Source organism: Streptomyces sp. NBC_01477, from assembly GCF_036227245.1.
GTDB lineage: Bacteria > Actinomycetota > Actinomycetes > Streptomycetales > Streptomycetaceae > Actinacidiphila.
Map to the genome: position 1 here is coordinate 122870 of NZ_CP109445.1, position 16750 is coordinate 139619.

At 73.9% G+C, this 16750-nt stretch carries 19 protein-coding genes; 16 read left to right on the forward strand and 3 right to left on the reverse strand.

The features are described 5' to 3' along the window. Window positions 1-32: 32 nt before the first annotated feature. The gene (locus OHA86_RS00565) at window positions 33-767 is read right to left on the reverse strand and encodes an SAM-dependent methyltransferase (RefSeq protein ID WP_329171427.1); all 735 of its coding nucleotides are present in this window, start codon (window positions 765-767) and stop codon (window positions 33-35) included. A 220-nt stretch (window positions 768-987) separates the two neighbouring features. Between OHA86_RS00565 and OHA86_RS00570 the strand changes: the two genes are divergently transcribed. Next, the gene (locus tag OHA86_RS00570; protein ID WP_329171428.1) at window positions 988-1794 is read left to right on the forward strand and encodes a hypothetical protein; all 807 of its coding nucleotides are present in this window, start codon (window positions 988-990) and stop codon (window positions 1792-1794) included. Beyond that, entirely contained in the window at window positions 1791-2480 is a 690-nt protein-coding gene (locus OHA86_RS00575) for a class F sortase (RefSeq protein ID WP_329171430.1), read from the forward strand. Before OHA86_RS00570 ends, OHA86_RS00575 begins: the two co-directional genes overlap by 4 nt. 307 nt (window positions 2481-2787) lie before the next feature. On the opposite strand, the gene OHA86_RS00580 is transcribed toward OHA86_RS00575, so the two are convergent. Together OHA86_RS00580 and rpmG are read right to left on the reverse strand one after the other, a co-directional pair. Next, window positions 2788-3039, reverse strand: coding sequence for a type B 50S ribosomal protein L31 (locus OHA86_RS00580; protein WP_329171432.1), 252 nt, complete (start codon window positions 3037-3039; stop codon window positions 2788-2790). A gap of 53 nt (window positions 3040-3092) precedes the next feature. Beyond that, window positions 3093-3257, reverse strand: coding sequence for a 50S ribosomal protein L33 (gene rpmG / locus OHA86_RS00585; protein ID WP_329182132.1), 165 nt, complete (start codon window positions 3255-3257; stop codon window positions 3093-3095). Window positions 3258-3585: 328 nt separating this feature from the next. Here rpmG and OHA86_RS00590 point away from each other — a divergent pair, with 328 nt between their 5' ends. From OHA86_RS00590 to hypE, 14 genes are all read left to right on the forward strand, one after another. After that, window positions 3586-4659: a hydrogenase expression protein HypE gene (locus tag OHA86_RS00590; RefSeq protein ID WP_329171434.1), complete on the forward strand. Its 1074-nt coding sequence runs from the start codon at window positions 3586-3588 to the stop codon at window positions 4657-4659. A 113-nt stretch (window positions 4660-4772) separates the two neighbouring features. Next, window positions 4773-6560, forward strand: a complete 1788-nt coding sequence (locus tag OHA86_RS00595) for a nickel-dependent hydrogenase large subunit (protein WP_329171436.1) — start codon at window positions 4773-4775, stop codon at window positions 6558-6560. After that, complete coding sequence (locus OHA86_RS00600) at window positions 6557-7084, forward strand: hypothetical protein (RefSeq protein WP_329171437.1); 528 nt, start codon at window positions 6557-6559, stop codon at window positions 7082-7084. The genes OHA86_RS00595 and OHA86_RS00600 overlap by 4 nt, the downstream gene beginning before the upstream one ends. Continuing rightward, window positions 7081-7728: a DUF5947 family protein gene (locus OHA86_RS00605; RefSeq protein ID WP_329171438.1), complete on the forward strand. Its 648-nt coding sequence runs from the start codon at window positions 7081-7083 to the stop codon at window positions 7726-7728. The genes OHA86_RS00600 and OHA86_RS00605 overlap by 4 nt, the downstream gene beginning before the upstream one ends. Further along, a complete protein-coding gene (locus tag OHA86_RS00610) occupies window positions 7725-8381 on the forward strand; it encodes a DUF6084 family protein (RefSeq protein WP_329171439.1) in 657 nt (218 codons plus the stop codon). The genes OHA86_RS00605 and OHA86_RS00610 overlap by 4 nt, the downstream gene beginning before the upstream one ends. Next, on the forward strand, window positions 8378-9766 hold the full coding sequence (locus tag OHA86_RS00615) for a hypothetical protein (RefSeq protein WP_329171440.1): 1389 nt from the start codon (window positions 8378-8380) through the stop codon (window positions 9764-9766). The genes OHA86_RS00610 and OHA86_RS00615 overlap by 4 nt, the downstream gene beginning before the upstream one ends. Further along, window positions 9763-10299 (forward strand): hydrogenase maturation protease, encoded by a 537-nt coding sequence (locus OHA86_RS00620; RefSeq protein ID WP_329171441.1) that lies wholly within the window; start codon window positions 9763-9765, stop codon window positions 10297-10299. The genes OHA86_RS00615 and OHA86_RS00620 overlap by 4 nt, the downstream gene beginning before the upstream one ends. Then, window positions 10296-10409 (forward strand): DUF6893 family small protein, encoded by a 114-nt coding sequence (locus OHA86_RS35960; RefSeq protein ID WP_443054168.1) that lies wholly within the window; start codon window positions 10296-10298, stop codon window positions 10407-10409. Before OHA86_RS00620 ends, OHA86_RS35960 begins: the two co-directional genes overlap by 4 nt. A 139-nt stretch (window positions 10410-10548) precedes the next feature. Beyond that, window positions 10549-10941 (forward strand): hydrogenase maturation nickel metallochaperone HypA/HybF, encoded by a 393-nt coding sequence (locus OHA86_RS00625; protein ID WP_329182134.1) that lies wholly within the window; start codon window positions 10549-10551, stop codon window positions 10939-10941. 3 nt (window positions 10942-10944) lie between these two features. Beyond that, window positions 10945-11778 carry a hydrogenase nickel incorporation protein HypB gene (hypB, locus tag OHA86_RS00630; RefSeq protein WP_329171443.1) on the forward strand — a complete coding sequence of 278 codons (834 nt, stop codon included), beginning with the start codon at window positions 10945-10947 and terminating at the stop codon, window positions 11776-11778. Then, window positions 11775-14102 carry a carbamoyltransferase HypF gene (gene hypF / locus OHA86_RS00635; protein ID WP_329171444.1) on the forward strand — a complete coding sequence of 776 codons (2328 nt, stop codon included), beginning with the start codon at window positions 11775-11777 and terminating at the stop codon, window positions 14100-14102. Before hypB ends, hypF begins: the two co-directional genes overlap by 4 nt. A gap of 51 nt (window positions 14103-14153) precedes the next feature. Then, a complete protein-coding gene (locus OHA86_RS00640) occupies window positions 14154-14480 on the forward strand; it encodes a HypC/HybG/HupF family hydrogenase formation chaperone (RefSeq protein WP_329171446.1) in 327 nt (108 codons plus the stop codon). Then, a complete protein-coding gene (gene hypD, locus OHA86_RS00645; RefSeq protein WP_329171448.1) occupies window positions 14477-15601 on the forward strand; it encodes a hydrogenase formation protein HypD in 1125 nt (374 codons plus the stop codon). Before OHA86_RS00640 ends, hypD begins: the two co-directional genes overlap by 4 nt. 37 nt (window positions 15602-15638) lie before the next feature. Continuing rightward, window positions 15639-16679: a hydrogenase expression/formation protein HypE gene (gene hypE, locus OHA86_RS00650; RefSeq protein WP_329182136.1), complete on the forward strand. Its 1041-nt coding sequence runs from the start codon at window positions 15639-15641 to the stop codon at window positions 16677-16679. Window positions 16680-16750 lie beyond the last annotated feature (71 nt).

The following is a 16750-nucleotide window of genomic DNA, read 5'->3' on the forward strand; positions in this document are numbered from 1 at the left end:
GAGCGTACCAACGGGGTGTGCGGGCGCGGGAGTCAGGGGGTGCGGCGCAGCAGCAGGGTGATGAAGCCGAAGCTGTCGCGGTAGGAGTGCAGCCATTCGGAGCGCCGGGTCGCGGCGGTGGCCAGGACGCCGGCGCTGTCCGGGTCCTCGGGGCGGTCGAGCGCCCAGCCGGCCAGGGTGCCCCAGCAGGACCATTCGTAGTCGTCCAGCTCGCGGCGGGTGCTGATGTGGCCGTGGACCGGGGTCCATCCGTCGGCGGCGACCAGGTCCAAGGTGGTGGCCAGGCCCGCGAAGTCGCCGAGCATCCCGACGGCCTCGGGGGACGGCGTACGGTCCCAGAAGCCGTCGCCGATCAGGACCCGGCCGCCGGGGGCGAGGTGGGTGCGGGCCGCCGCGAGGACGGGGAGCAGCCCGCCGAAGGCGTGCGCGGCGCCGACGCTGAGCACCAGGTCGAACGGCTGCGGGGACACGAAGTCCGCGGCGTCCTGCTCGTGCAGGACCAGGCGTTTCCCGACCCCGGCGCGGACGGCCGCCTCCCGGGCCCGGGACAGGTCCCCGGCGGAGATGTCGACGCCCTCGGCGTGGACGTCCCCGCCGGCGGCCAGGGCGCGCAGCAGCCATTCGCCGCTGCCGCAGCCGAGGTCGAGCACGCGTTCGTCGCCGCGCGGGAGGCCTTTGTCCAGCAGCCGGCGCACGGCGTCGTCGTCGAGCGGGGCCTTGATCGGGTGACCGGCGTGGGCGATTGCGGAGATCTCTTCGCGATTCATCGGCGCAGCCTGTCAACGGCCCTTGGCGTCCGCACCTGGTTTTACGCCCCCGCCGGGCCGTACGGCGGTGCCGGCGCGGGGCGTTCACGCGTACGGAATTCGTGCATGCGTACCAATCCGGACGGTCGGGCGCTCCGAAGGAGGGGGTGGAGAGGTCTTCTCCCGCTGCCGGGCCGGCCGTCGGCCGACCGGCGGTGGTATCCGCAAGGAAAGGCTGGACATGATGCGTTCGACATCAGGACGGGTTCTGGCAGTGATGGCGGTCGCGGCGGTGCCGCTCGCGGTGCCCGCGGCCGGGTGGGCGGCGGCGCCGGGGGACACCGAGGTCGCGTGGACGACGTATCAGGCGTCGCTGGATCCGGTGACGGCCAATCACGTCACCGGGCAGGGCAAGGCCATGGTGCAGCTGTCCGGCAACACCGCGAAGATCACCGTGACCGCGTCCGGGCTGGTGGGCGGCAAGTCGCCGCACGCGATGCACATCCACGTCGACGGCGGCGGCGTCTGTCCCAAGCCGTCGGAGGCCGTGGACCACAACGGCCACCCCTCGATCAATGTCGCCGACGCCATGAAGGACTACGGCATGATCGGCACCTCGCTGACCACCAGCGGCGACACGACCGACAAGAGCGCGCTGGCCGTGGACCGCTTCCCCGCCGGTTCGACCGTCTCCTACCACCGGACCGTGGAGGTCAGCGACGGCGTCGCCGCGAACCTCAAGTCCGGCAAGGCCGTCCTAGTCGTGCACGGCATCGACTACAACGGCAACGGGATGTACGACAGCGTCCTCGGCGCCAGCGAACTCGACAAGTCGCTGCCCGCCGAGGCCACCGACCCGGCGCTGTGCGGGGCGTTCACCGCCTCGCAGATGTCGTCGATGCCGTCCGGCGGCGCCGACACCGGGGACGGCGCCACCCAGGCCGGCCGCAGCGGCACCGGTATGGTCGCGGGCGGCAGCGCCGCGGTCCTGGTCGGTCTGGGCGCCGGCGGCTTCGCGCTGCGCCGGCGGGGCACCGCCGGCCGATGACCGGTATCCCCACCCGTGCGGGCCGCCCGCGGCGTACGGCGGTTCTCCTCGTCGTGCTCGCGGTGGCCTGCGTGACCGCGGGCGTCGCCGTCATCCTGGCCGGTACCGGGGGCGGCGGCGCGCCGCCGCCGCGGCCCGGGCCCGCCGCGGCCGGGCAACTGCCGCACGGCATGGGCCACATGCCGGCCCCGTCCGTGCCGGTCCCCCCGACGCCGACTGCCACCGGCTCCGCCCTGCCGCCGGCCGCCCTGCCGGCCGTGCTGGACATCCCGGCGATCGGCGTCCACACCAGGCTCCTGGACCTCGGGCTGGCCGCGGACGGCAGTCTTGAGGTGCCGGGCAAGCCGCTGCAGGCGGGCTGGTTCCACGGCTCCCCCGCACCCGGCAGGCCGGGACCCGCAGTCATCCTCGGCCACGTCGACTCGTACGCCACAGGGCCCGCCGTCTTCTACCGGCTCGGCGCGATGAAGCCGCGCCAGCAGATCCGGGTCACCCGCGCGGACGGCTCCGTCGCCGTCTTCACCGTCGACGCGGTCCGCTCGTACGAGAAGCGGGCCTTCCCCACCCTCGACGTCTACGGCAACACCCCGGACCCGCAGCTGCGCCTGATCACCTGCTCCGACTGGAACACCCGCACCCGCGCCTACGACGGCAACACCGTCGTCTACGCGCACCTGGCCGGATGACCGGGGCCTCGGCCGGACCGCCGGGGACGGCCGGCGCGGGGCGGCGGCCGACGTGAGCACAGGGCCGGCGCGCACAGGGGCCGCCGCGCACAGGGCCGGTCGCGCGGAGCGGGAGAGTGCCCCCGGCGTGGGTGGATGGGGCTGGTCGAAGGCACTGTCCACCGCAGCTGCGGGAGACACCCTCCCGGCCGACGACGATAGCGGCCCCCGTCCCGGCGGGAGTGCCGGGACGGGGGCCGTACGCCCGCAACCACCCGATCAAGCGACAGCGGCGGCCCGCCGTCGACGGGAAGCGGAAGGAGGCCGCTCAGCCGGCGCCGGTGCCGTAGCGGCGCCGGAAGCGCTCGACGCGGCCCGCGGTGTCCAGCTCACGTGCCCTGCCGGTGTAGAAGGGGTGGCTGGCCGAGGAGATCTCCACGTCGATGACGGGGTAGGTGCTGCCGTCCGTCCAGACCACGGTGTGGTCGCCGGTCGCGGTGGAGCGGGTCAGGAAGGCGAGGTCGGCGGCCTTGTCGCGGTAGACCACCGGGCGGGACGTGGGGTGGATGCCGTGCTTCATGGGTGTCCTCTCGTGGTGGGTGCGGGGCCGTCGTGTGCCGTACGGGCCGGGATTCAGCGCTCTTCGCGGAAGGGCACGTGGCGGCGGGCGACGGGGTCGTACTTGAGCAGCGTCAGCCGGTCCGGGTCGTTGCGCCGGTTCTTGCGGGTCACATAGGTGTGGCCGGTCCCGGCGGTGGAGCGGAGCCTGACGACAGGGCGCAGTTCGCTGCGGGCCATGGGGTCACCTCGTTCCGTCATCGTTATCGTTTTCGTCTGTCCTCTCAACGCCGGGGGGCACCCCGGCATTCCCGCGGGCGCCGGGGTGCCCCGCACCTGGTGGGGCGGCCAGGCGGTCCAATGTGCGCGCCGCTTTCGTGTGACGTCGCCGCTGAGCCGCGCGGGCCGGGCACGCGGCCGGCCGTAGCGTCGCGAGCGCGCCGGCGCCCCGTCCGGCGGTGCCCACCACCGGATCGGACCAGTCCGACATCGCCCCTCCCGGTGTTCGCCATGACAGTGGTGTCTGACATGCGGGTTTTCGTCCCCCGCCGCCCAGAGGAGGAATCCCGTGACGACCTCACCCACATCCACCGCGCCCGAGGCGGGCACGCAGGACGACAAACCGATCCACATTCTCTGGATCAATGCCGGCCTGAGCTGCGACGGCGATTCGGTGTCGCTGACCGCGGCGACGCAGCCGAGCATCGAGGAGATCGCGCTGAGCGTGCTGCCCGGTCTGCCGAAGATCGAGGTGCACTGGCCGCTGATCGACTTCGAGTGCGGCCCCGTGCAGGGCGCGGACAGCTTCATCGAGTGGTTCTTCAAGGGCGAGCGGGGCGAGATCGACCCGTTCGTGCTGGTCATCGAGGGCTCGATCCCCAATGAGGCGATCAAGGCCGAGGGCTACTGGTGCGGTTTCGGCGACGACCCCGCGACCGGTCAGCCGATCACCACCAGCGAGTGGATCGACCGGCTCGCGCCCAAGGCGCTCGCCGTGGTCGCGATCGGCACCTGCGCGGCCTACGGCGGCATCCACGCGATGGCGGGCAACCCGACCGGCGCGATGGGCGTGCCCGACTACCTGGGCTGGGACTGGAAGTCCGGCGCGGGGATCCCGATCGTGTGTGTGCCGGGCTGCCCCATCCAGCCGGACAACTTCGCCGAGACGCTGGTCTATCTGCTGCACCAGGCGACCGGCGCCGCCCCGATGATCCCGCTGGACGAGCAGCTGCGGCCGGCCTGGCTCTTCGGGGCCACCGTCCACGAGGGCTGCGACCGGGCGGGCTACTACGAGCAGGGGCAGTTCGCCACGACGTACGACTCCCCCAAGTGCCTGGTCAAGCTGGGCTGCTGGGGGCCGGTGGTGAAGTGCAACGTGCCCAAGCGCGGCTGGATGAACGGGATCGGCGGCTGTCCGAACGTCGGCGGGATCTGTATCGCCTGCACGATGCCGGGCTTCCCCGACAAGTTCATGCCGTTCATGGACGAGCCGCCCGGCGGCAAGCTGTCGAGCACCGCCAGCGCCGCGTACGGCTCGGTCATCCGCAGGCTGCGGGCGGTCACCGTGCACACGCTGGACGCCGAGCCCAAGTGGCGCAGCCGCGGCGACACGCTCACCACCGGCTACCGGCCCCCGTGGTGACCGGGACCGCAGCACCGTAGAACAGCCGCGGACACGCCGGCCGCGGACGTACCGGCGGCTCACGCATCGGACTGGATCCGACTCGCACCCAGTGAAGGGCACGGCACAAGACGATGGCATCACCGACGACGAAGGCGGCCGGGGACGGCAGCGGCCTGGTGGAGATGTCCTGGGACCCGATCACCCGGATCGTGGGCAGCCTGGGCATCCACACGAAGATCGACTTCAAGCAGAAGAAGGTCGCCGAGTGCTACAGCACCTCGTCGGTCTTCCGCGGCTACAGCGTCTTCATGCGCGGCAAGGACCCGCGGGACGCGCATTTCATCACCAGCCGGATCTGCGGCATCTGCGGCGACAACCACGCGACGTGCTCGGTGTACGCGCAGAACATGGCCTACGGGGTGAAGCCGCCGCACCTGGGCGAGTGGATCATCAACCTGGGCGAGGCCGCCGAGTACATGTTCGACCACAACATCTTCCAGGAGAACCTGGTCGGGGTGGACTACTGCGAGCGGATGGTCAAGGAGACCAACCCCGGTGTGCTGGAGCTGGCCGAGCGCACCGAGGCGCCGCACGCCGGTGAGCACGGGTACCGGACCATCGCCGACATCATGCGCTCGCTCAACCCGATCGAGGGCGAGTTCTACCGCGAGGCGCTCCAGGTGAGCCGGTACACGCGGGAGATGTTCTGCCTGATGGAGGGGCGCCATGTGCACCCGTCCACCCTCTACGCGGGCGGCGTCGGCACCATCGCCTCGGTGCAGCTGTTCACCGACTACCTCAGCCGGCTGATGCGGTACGTGGAGTTCATGAAGCGCGTCGTCCCGCTGCACGACGACCTCTTCGACTTCTTCTACGAGGCGCTGCCCGGTTACGAGGAGGTCGGCCGGCGGCGGGTCCTGCTGGGCTGCTGGGGCGCGCTCAACGACCCGGACCACTGCGACTTCACCTACCGCAACATGACGGACTGGGGACGGCGGATGTTCGTCACCCCCGGGATCGTCGTGGACGGCAAGCTGGTCACCAACGACCTCACCGAGATCAATCTCGGCATCCGGATCCTGCTCGGCAGCTCGTACTACAAGGACTGGGAGGGCCAGGAGCAGTTCGTCACCCACGACCCGCTCGGCAACCCGGTCGACCCGCGGCACCCCTGGAACCAGCACACGATCCCGGCGCCGCAGAAGCGGAACTTCGACGACAAGTACAGCTGGGTGATGTCCCCTCGCTGGTTCGACGGCAAGGACCACCTGGCGCTGGACACCGGCGGCGGCCCCATCGCGCGCCTGTGGTCCACCGCCCTGTCGGGCCTGGTCGACATCGGCTACGTCAAGGCGACCGGCCACAGCGTCGTCATCAACCTGCCCAGGACGATGACGAAGCCCGAGACCAGCTTCGAGTGGAAGATCCCGAAGTGGAGCAACGCCCTGGAGCGCAACCGCGCCCGCACCTACTTCCAGGCGTACGCGGCGGCCGTCGCGCTGCACTTCGCGGAGAAGGGCCTGGCGGAGGTCCGCGCGGGGCGCACCCAGACGTGGGAGAAGTTCGAGGTGCCGGACGAGGGCCTGGGGGTCGGCTTCACCGAGGCGGTGCGCGGGGTCCTGTCGCACCACATGGTGATCAGGGACGGCAAGATCGCCAACTACCACCCCTATCCGCCGACGCCGTGGAACGCCAGCACCCGGGACTCGTTCGGCACGCCGGGCCCGTACGAGGACGCCGTGCAGAACACGCCGATCTTCGAGGAGAACACGCCGGACAACTTCAAGGGCATCGACATCATGCGGGCGGTGCGCAGCTTCGACCCGTGTCTGCCGTGCGGCGTCCACATGTACGTCGGCGGCGGCAGGACCGTGCAGAAGATGCATGTGCCGACCGGCCTGAGCGGGATGGGCGGATGACCGCCCGCCCGGCGCGCACCGCCGAGCAGGCCGGCCGGCAGGTCGAGGAGATCCTCGACCGGCTCGCGGCGACCGGTGACCGCGCGGTGTGCGGTGCGGCGGAGGAGCTGGTGCGGGCGCTGATGGACTTCTACGGCGCGGGCCTCGCCCGGGTCCTGGCGCTGGCGGGCCAGGCCGGTCCGCAGGCGCTGGAACGGCTGCTGGGCGACGAGCTGGTCGCCGGGATGCTGGTGCTGCACGGTCTGCACCCCGAGACGGTTGAGGCCAGGATCGACCGCGCGCTGCTCCGGCTTCCGGTCGAGCTGGTGGGCTTCGACGCCGGGAGCGGCCTGCTGCGGGTGCGCTCCACCGCGGAGGGCGGCTGCGGCTGCCCGAGCACCGACGCGGCGGCGCGCGCCTCCGTCGAGGACGCGCTGGCGTGCTTCGCGGCCGAGGTCACGGCCGTCGAGCTGGAGCCGGCGGCGAAGGGCGAACCGGTGCTGCTGCAGATCGCGCCGCGGCCGAGCACGGTGGGCGCTTCATGACCGTGCGCCCGGCCCCCGCGGTACCGGCGGGCCTGCGCCGGTTCACCGCTCCCGCGCCGCCGCGGCCCGAGCGGTGCACGCTGTGCGGGACGGAGGTCGCCGACGGCGCCCACCGGCACCTGGTGGACAGCGCCAAGCGCGAGCTGGCCTGCGCCTGCGTCGCCTGCGCGATGCTGTTCGAGAACGCGGGCACGGCCGGCGGGCGGTTCCGTACGGTGCCCGACCGCTATCTCAGCGACCCGGCGCACACGGTGGACGACAGCGCGTGGGAGGTGCTCCAGATCCCGGTCGGCGTGGCCTTCTTCTTCCGCAACGCCGCCCTGGACCGCCTCGTCGCGCTCTATCCGAGCCCGGCGGGCGCCACCGAGAGCGAGCTGGACCCGCGCACCTGGCAGCAGGTGCTGGGCAGGACCCGGCTGGCGGCGGAGCTGCGGCCGGACGTGGAGGCGCTGCTGATGCGCCGCGGCCAGGACGGCTACGCGTGCTTCCTGGTGCCGATCGACGTGTGCTACGAGCTGGTGGGCCGGATGCGGCTGCACTGGCAGGGCTTCGACGGGGGCGCCGAGGCGCGGGCGGCGCTGGCCGACTTCTTCGCCGAGGTCGCCCGGCGCGCCCGGCCGCTGCGCGGGGAGGAACCGCGATGACGGAGTTCTCCTTCAGTTGCCCAGGGGTGCGGGCCGACCGTTACGCGGCGGGGCCGACGCTGGTCTTCCGGCTGCGGATCACCGCGGCGCCCGGCACCCGGGTGCACGCGATGGCGCTGCGCTGCCAGTTCCGCATCGAGCCGGCCCGCCGCGGCTACGAGCCGGCGGAGGCCGCGGGCCTCGCCGACCTGTTCGGCGAGCGGGCCCGCTGGGGCAGCACCCTGCTGCCGCTGCAGTTCGCGCAGGTGTCGCTGGTCGTACCGGGCTTCACCGGTGAGACCGAGGTGGATCTGCCGGTGCCGTGCAACTACGACCTGGACGTGGCGGCGACCCGGTACTTCCGGGCGCTGGAGGGCGGCGAGGTGCCGCTGCTGATGCTGTTCGCCGGCACGGTCTTCAGCGGCGCGGGCGGCTTCCGGGTGGAGCCCGTCCCGTGGGACCGGGAGGCGTCGTTCGGCATGCCCGTCGCGGTCTGGCGGGAGATGATCGACCAGCACTTCCCCGGCTGCGGCTGGGTCCGGCTGCCGCGCGCCACGATGGACGCGCTGCTGGCCTTCCGCTCGCGGCAGGCGCTGCCCTCGTGGGAGGCGACCGTGGAGTCGCTCCTCGCGTCGGCGCAGGCCGCGCCGCTGGTGGCGGAGGCGGCGTCGTGACCGGGGCAGGGGGCCGTTTCGACGCCGCCCGGGCCGTCGCCGACGCGGTGCTCTTCGAGGGGTACGTCCTCTACCCCTACCGGGCGTCCGCGGCGAAGAACCGGATGCGCTGGCAGTTCGGTGTGCTGGTGCCGCCGCAGTGGGGCGCCGGCAGCGGCGAGCACTCCTTCCAGCGCACGGAGTGCCTGATGGAGCCGCGCGGCGGCGCGCGGCTGTTCGCTGAGCTGCGCTTCCTGCACGCCAGGCGGCGTACGGTCCAGCGCGCGCTGGACGGCGGCGGCTTCGAGACCGTGGCCGCGCTCGAACTGGCCGACCGGGTCCTGACGCCGTGGGACGAGGGCGTCGAGGAGCGGGTCGAGATCGCCGTACCGGTGGCGGACCTCGGCGGCGCCGAGTACGCCTTCCCCTTCGACCGACCGGCGTGCGAGGAGACCGAGGAGGTGTACGAGGGCGGCCGGCTCGCCGGCCGCCTGCTGTGCACCCGCGAGGAGGTGCGCGGGCGGATCGTGCTGTCCGCGGCCGAGCTGCCGGGGCCTTACGCGGTGCGGCGGCTCACCGCGGTCGTCGAGAACACCGCGGACTGGCGGCCCCCGGACGGCGGCGCCGACCGGGCGGCGGCGCTGCCCCGCGCGCTGGTCTCGGCCCACCTGATGCTGGGCCTGGACGCCGGCTCCTTCCTGTCGCCGACCGACCCCCCGCAGTGGGCGGCCGGCGCCGCGGCGGCGTGCGAGAACGTGCACACCTGGCCGGTGCTGGCCGGCCGCGACGGCCGCGCCGACGTGGTGCTGTCCTCGCCGATCATCCTGGAGGACCATCCGGCCATCGCCCCGGAGAGCCCGGGGGCGCTCTACGATTCGCTGGAGATCGACGAGATCCTGGCGCTGCGCACGTCCGCGCTGACCGACCAGGAGAAGCGCGAGGCCCGGGGCACCGACGCGCGGGCCGCCGCCGTGATCGACCTGGCCGACACGATGCCGCCCGAGGTACTGGAGCGCCTGCACGGCGCCGTCCGGTCGCTGCGCGAGGTCACCGGGCAGCCGGCGGCGCCCGGCGGCACCGGCCTGTTGATGGCCCCGGACACCCCCTGGTGGAACCCGGCGGCCGACGCCGCGGTCGACCCGGACACCGACCGCGTCCTCGTCGGCGGCCGCTCGGTGGGCGCGGGCAGCCGGGTCGCGCTGCGCCCCGGGCTGCGGCGCACCGACGCGCAGGACCTCTTCCTGCACGGCCGCAGCGCGCTGGTCGAGGCGGTGCTGCACGACGTGGACGGCGGGGTGCACCTGGCCGTCACGGTGGAGGGCGACCCGGGCGCGGACATCCGCCGGGAGCAGGGCAGATTCCTGTACTTCCAGCCCGACGAGGTCACCGTGCTGGAGGACGCATGACCGGCCCGCCCGGCCGGACGCTGGTGGCAGGCGTCGGCAACATCTTCCTCGGCGACGACGGCTTCGGCGTCGAGACCGTACGGCGGCTGGCCGCCCGGCGGCTGCCCGACGGCGTCGAGACGGTGGACGCCGGGGTGCGGGGCGTCCACCTCGCCTATCAACTGCTCGACGGCTACGACACCTTCGTCCTGGTCGACGCCACCGCCCGCGGCGGCGTGCCCGGCACCCTCTACGTCCTGGACGCCGGGGAGTGCGGCGAGGTGGAGCACCCCGGCGCCGTGCTCGACGGCCACCGGATGACGCCCGACGCGGTGCTCGCCCTGATGGGCACGCTGTGCGCGGGCACCGGCGGCACACCGCCGGGCCGGGTGCTGGTCGTCGGGTGCGAACCGGCCGGTGTCGAGGAGGGCATCGGGCTCAGTCCCGCCGTCGCCGCGGCGGTGCCCGAAGCGGTCCGCCTGGTGCTCGAACTGCTCGGCGAACCCCGGCAGGACACGGACTTCGTGCTCACACAGGAGAGGAATTCATCGTGAAGAAGATCCTGGCCCTCGGCGCCGTCGGCGCGGCGGCTGCCGCCGCTGCCGCGGCGGTCGTCCAGATGCTCCCGGACGTCCGGCGCTATCTGCGGATGCGCGCGATGTGACCGGCGCGGCCGGACGCGGCCCGGCGGCGCTGCGCCGAACGGGTCGCCTCCGGCCGCGCCGGCGGCGTGGCGGCCACCGGACACCGGCCGAGCGCCCTTTAGTTGGGGCGGGGCGACAGGCCGGCAGGGGATGACGACGGTGCACGAGATGTCCATCGCGATGGCGGTGATCGGGCAGGTGGAGGAGGCGGCGCAGGCCGCGGGCGCCACCGCCGTACGGTCGGTGCGCCTGCGGGTCGGTGAACTCGCCGGTGTCGTACCCGACGCGCTGTCGTTCAGCTTCACCCTGGGGTGCGCGGGCACGGTGCTGCACGGCGCGCGTCTGGTGACCGAGACCGTGCCGGGGCGCGCCAGGTGCCTGCCGTGCGCGGACGAGTGGGCGGTGGGGATGCCGCCCGACCTGTGCTGTCCCGCGTGCGGCACCGCCGCCGCCGAGCTGCTGTCGGGCCGTGAGCTGCAGATCGCCGCCGTGCAGTGGGACGACGGCACACCGGGCGAACCCGCCCGGGACCCGATCCGCGAGGAGCGCTGAACGATGTGCCGTGTGCTTGACCTGCAACAGGCCGTGCTCGCCGGGAACGACGTCCGCGCGCACGAGTTGCGTACCGTCCTCTCGGCCCGCGGCACCACCGTGGTCAATCTGCTGTCGAGCCCGGGCAGCGGGAAGACCGCGCTGCTGGAGCAGGAGCTGCTGCTGGCCGGGCGGCGCGGGCTGCCCGTGGCCGCGCTGACCGCCGATCTGGCCACCGAGAACGACGCGAAGCGGCTGGCCAGGTCGGGCGCGCCGGTCAAGCAGGTGCTCACCGACGGGCTGTGCCATCTGGAGGCCGCGATGCTCGGCCGCCACCTGGAGGGCTGGCTGCCCGACGCCACCGCGCTGCTGTTCGTGGAGAACGTCGGCAATCTGGTGTGCCCCGCCTCCTACGACCTCGGCGAGACGCTGCGGGTGGTGCTCGCCTCCGTGACCGAGGGCGAGGACAAGCCGCTGAAGTACCCGACGGCCTTCGGCCTGGCGAATCTGGTGGTGGTGACCAAGACCGACCTCGCCGACGCGGTGGACTTCGACGAGGCGGCCTTCCGCGCGCACGTCGAGCAGGTCAACCCCGGGGTGGAGGTGCTGCTGACCTCGGTACGCACCGGGGAGCAGGCCGGTGCGCTGCTGGACCGGGCGGCGGCGGCCGGCGCGGGCGCGCCGGTGCACACCCCGGTCATGGCGCGGTCCGGCTCCCACGGCCACGGCCACCACCACGACGGGGCCGGCCACCACCACGGCGACGACGACCACCGCGGCCACGCCCACCCCTACGGCGACGACGACCACGGGCACTCCCGCCCCGGGCTGCACGCCGCGGTGCCCGGCGCGTCATGACCCCGGCCGCCGTGGGCACGGCAGGACCGCGGCGGCGCAGCCGGGTGACGGTGCGCGGAGTCGTGCAGGGCGTCGGCTTCCGGCCCTACGTCCACGCGCTCGCGACCGGTCTCGGGCTGTCCGGGCAGGTCACCAACACCGGCGACGGGGTCGTCGCCGAAGTGGAGGGCGCCGCGGCGGCCGTGGCCCGCTTCTGCGCGGGGATCGCGGCGGGCGCGCCGCCGCTCGCGGCCGTGGAGTCGGTCGACCACCACGACCTGGCCGTCACCGGCGGCTCCGGCTTCACCATCGTCGCCTCGCACCGGGACGGGCCGGTCCGCACCCTGGTCCCGCCCGACACGGCGACCTGCGCCGACTGCCTCGACGAACTCTCCGACCCCGGCGACCGGCGCCACCGGCACCCCTTCATCAGCTGCACCAACTGCGGGCCGCGGCTGACCATCGTGACCGGCCTGCCGTACGACCGCGAGCACACCACGATGGGCGGCTTCCCGATGTGCGCCGCGTGCGCGGCGGAATACGCCGACCCGGCCGACCGGCGCTTCCACGCCCAGCCGATCGCCTGCCACGACTGCGGACCGCGGCTGCGGCTGGTCGTCCCGGGCGCCCCGCACGCGGGCGGCGACCCGGTCGGTGCGGCGCGGGCGCTGCTCGCGGCGGGGGCGGTGGTGGCGGTCAAGGGGATCGGCGGCTACCACCTGGCCTGCGACGCGGACAACTCCGCCGCGGTCGCGCTGCTGCGGCGGCGCAAGGCCCGCGGTGACAAGCCGTTCGCGCTGATGGTGCGGGACCTGGCCGGCGCCGAGCGGCTCGCCAGGACCGGCCCGGAGGAGCGGGCGCTGCTCACCGGCCAGGTGCGGCCGGTGGTGCTGCTGCGCGGGCGGCGCGGACCGCGCCACGCCGCGGTGGCGCCGGGCAGCCCCGACATCGGCGTGATGCTCCCCTACACGCCCGTGCACCATCTGCTGCTGGGCCTGCCGGGCGATCCGCCGGGTCCCGGCACGCTCGTCATGACCAGCGGCAATGTCTCGGGCGAGCCGATCGTCACCGGTGACGCCGAAGCGCTGGAGCGGCTGGCGCCGCTGGCCGACGCCTTCCTCACCCACGACCGGGCGATCCGCGTGCCGTGCGACGACTCCGTGGTGCGCGTGAGCGACGGAGCGCCGTCCGTGGTCCGCCGGTCGCGCGGGTACGCCCCGCTGCCGGTCGCGCTGCCGGTCCCGGTGCGGCCGGCGCTCGCCGTCGGCGGCGACCTGAAGAACACCTTCTGCCTCGGCGAGGGGCGGCGCGGCTGGCTCTCCGCGCACATCGGCGACATGGACGGCCTGGCCACGGTGGGCGCCTTCGAGCGGGCCCGGCGGCAGCTGGAGTCGATCACCGCGGTACGCCCGGAGCTGCTCGCCGCCGACCGGCACCCGCGCTACGCGTCGGGCCGGTGGGCCGAGCGGCACTGCGGCGGGCGCCCGCTGCTGCGCGTGCAGCACCACCACGCCCATGTGGCCTCCGCGATGGCCGAACACGGCCTCGACGGCAGCCGGCGGGTCATCGGGGTGGCTTTCGACGGCACCGGTTACGGCGACGACGGAGCGGTGTGGGGCGGGGAGTTCCTGCTCGCCGACTACGACGGCTTCGACCGCTTCTGCCGGCTGGAGTACGTACCGCTGCCCGGCGGCGACGCGGCGGTGCGGCGGCCGTACCGGATGGCGCTGGCGCATCTGCGGGCCGCGGGCATCGCCTGGGACGCCGCGCTGGCCCCGGTCGCGGCCTGCCCGCCGGACGAACTGCGGGTGCTGGGGCAGCAGTTGGCGCGCGAGGTGAACTGCGTCCCGACCTCCAGCATGGGGCGGCTCTTCGACGCGGTCTCCTCGCTCGCCGGGGTGTGCCAGCTGGCCGGGTACGAGGCGCAGGCCGCCGTCGAGCTGGAGGCCGCCGCGCTGACGGCCGGCGGCGGCGGGGCGTACGCGTTCGGTCTGCGCCCCGGCGGGGCGAAGGACGCCGAACTGATCGCCGCCCCCGGCCCCGTCCTGGCCGCCGTCGCCGCCGACCTGCGGGACGGCGCCCCGGCCGGCACGGTCGCGGCCCGCTTCCACGCGGCGGTGGCCGCCCTGGTGGTGCGCGGCTGCGCCGCCGCGCGCGCCCGGCACGGTCTTGGGACCGTCGCCCTGACCGGCGGGGTGTTCGGCAACGCGCTGCTCACCGGGCTGTGCGCCGGCGCGCTGCGCGCGGACGGCTTCACCGTGCTGCTGCACCGGCTGGTCCCGCCGAACGACGGCGGCCTGGCGCTGGGCCAGTTGATGGTCGCGGCGCGGCGGACGGACGGCTGACCGCCCGCGCCCCGATGACCGAAGGATCGCCCCCCACAGCGAGGAGGACCCATGTGCCTGGCGGTACCCGGCAAAGTGCTGGAGATCGAGGAACGGGACGGCACCACGATGGCCAGCGTCGACTTCGGCGGTGTCGTCAAGGAGGTGTGCCTGGAGTACCTGCCGGACCTCAGGGTCGGTGAGTACGCCATCGTGCACGTGGGGTTCGCCCTGCAGCGCCTCGACGAGGAGTCGGCCCGCCGCACCCTCGACCTCTTCGCCGAACTCGGCATGCTCCAGGAGGAGTTCGGCGACCCCTGGGAGGCCGCGACGCAGGCGGGCGGCGCCGCCTTCGACCACCTCGACGGCCTGGGCGGACCGCGGGAGGCGGGGCGGTGAAGTACATCGACGAATTCCAGGACCCCGAGCTGGCGCGGCGGCTGCTGGACAGCATCCACGCAGCGGTGACCAGGCCGTGGGCGCTGATGGAGGTGTGCGGAGGCCAGACCCACACCATCATCAGGCACGGCATCGACCAGTTGCTGCCCGACGAGGTGGAGCTGATCCACGGCCCCGGCTGCCCGGTGTGCGTGACCCCGCTCGAAGTGATCGACAAGGCGCTGGAGATCGCCTCGCGGCCCGGGGTGATCTTCTGCTCCTTCGGTGACATGCTGCGGGTCCCCGGCACCGGCCGCGACCTGTTCGGGGTGCGCAGCGAGGGCGGCGACGTGCGGGTGGTGTACTCACCGCTCGACGCGCTGCGCATCGCGCGGCAGAACCCGGACCGGCAGGTGGTCTTCTTCGGCATCGGCTTCGAGACCACCGCCCCGCCCAACGCGATGACGGTCTACCAGGCGCGCAGGCTCGGCATCCGCAACTTCAGCCTGCTGGTCTCGCACGTGCGGGTGCCCCCGGCGATCGAGGCGATCATGCGCTCCCCCGCCTGCCGGGTGCAGGCGTTCCTCGCCGCCGGGCACGTGTGCAGCGTGATGGGCACCGGCGAATACCCGGCGCTGGCCGAGCGGTACCGGGTCCCGATCGTGGTGACCGGATTCGAGCCGCTGGACATCCTGGAGGGCGTACGGCGTACGGTCCTGCAACTGGAGCGCGGTGAGCACGCGGTGGAGAACGCCTACCGGCGGGCGGTGCTCGACGAGGGGAACCCGGCCGCCCGCGCGATGCTCGACGACGTCTTCGAGGTGACCGACCGGGCGTGGCGGGGCATCGGGGTGATCCCCGACAGCGGATGGCAACTCTCCGCGCGCTACCGCGACTTCGACGCGGAGCACCGCTTCTCGGTCGCCGGCATCACCACCCTGGAGCCCGCCGCCTGCCGGGCCGGCGAGGTGCTGCAGGGCCTGCTCAAGCCGCACGAGTGCGAGGCGTTCGGGTCCGTGTGCACCCCGCGCACCCCGCTGGGCGCCACGATGGTGTCGAGCGAGGGCGCGTGCGCCGCCTACTACCTCTACCGGCGGCTCGATGTCGCCGCCCCGCGCCTGGAGGCGAGCCCCGTTGTCTGAGACCCTTCCTGCGCCCGCGGGCGCGGCCCCTGTGGACATGCTGTCGTGGACGTGCCCCGCGCCGCTGCGCGACCAGCCGCGGGTGGTGATGGGCCACGGCGGCGGCGGTGCGCTGTCCGCGGAACTCGTCGAGCACATCTTCGCGCCGGCCTTCGGCGGTGAGGTGCTGGCGCAGCTCGGCGACGCGGCGGCCGTCACGCTCGGCGGGACGCGGCTGGCCTTCTCCACCGACTCCTACGTGGTCCGCCCGCTGTTCTTCCCCGGCGGGAGCATCGGTGACCTGGCGGTCAACGGCACCGTCAACGACCTGGCCATGAGCGGCGCCAGGGCCGCGTATCTGTCGTGCGCCTTCATCCTGGAGGAGGGCGTGGAGATGCCGGTGGTGGCCCGGGTCGCCGAGGCGATCGGCGCGGCGGCGCGGGTCGCGGGCGTCGAGGTGGCCACCGGCGACACCAAGGTCGTCGAGGCCGGGCACGGCGACGGCGTCTACGTGAACACCGCAGGCATCGGGCTGATCCCGGCCGGGGTGGACCTGCGTCCGCAGCGGGTCGTGCCCGGTGACGTGGTGATCGTCAGCGGTGAGATCGGCGCGCACGGTGTCGCCGTCATGAGTGTGCGCGAGGGCCTGGAATTCGGCGTGGACATCGAGAGCGACTGCGCGGCCCTGGGCGGGCTGGTGGACGCGATGCTCGCGGTCACCCCCGATCTGCACGTGCTGCGCGATCCCACCAGGGGCGGCCTGGCCGCCGCGCTCAACGAGATCGCCGCCGCCGCCCGGGTCGGTGTCGTCATCCAGGAGCGCAGCGTCCCGGTGCCGCCGGCCGTCGCCAACGCCTGCGCGATCCTCGGGCTCGACCCGATGTACGTCGCCAACGAGGGCAAGCTCGTCGCCTTCGTGCCCCGCGAGCACGCGGACGCCGTCCTCGCGGCGATGCGCGCGCATCCGCTCGGCGCGCGGGCGCGGGTGATCGGTGCGGCGGTCGCGGACCACCCGGGCATGGTCGTGGCCCGTACCGGCCTCGGCGGCACCCGGGTCGTCGACCTGCCGGTGGGTGAGCAGCTGCCGCGGATCTGCTGAGCACGGCCGCGGGCCGCCGCCGCCGCCGGCCCGCGCCGCCTCACTGACCGCACGGTCGTGCACCGGCTCGC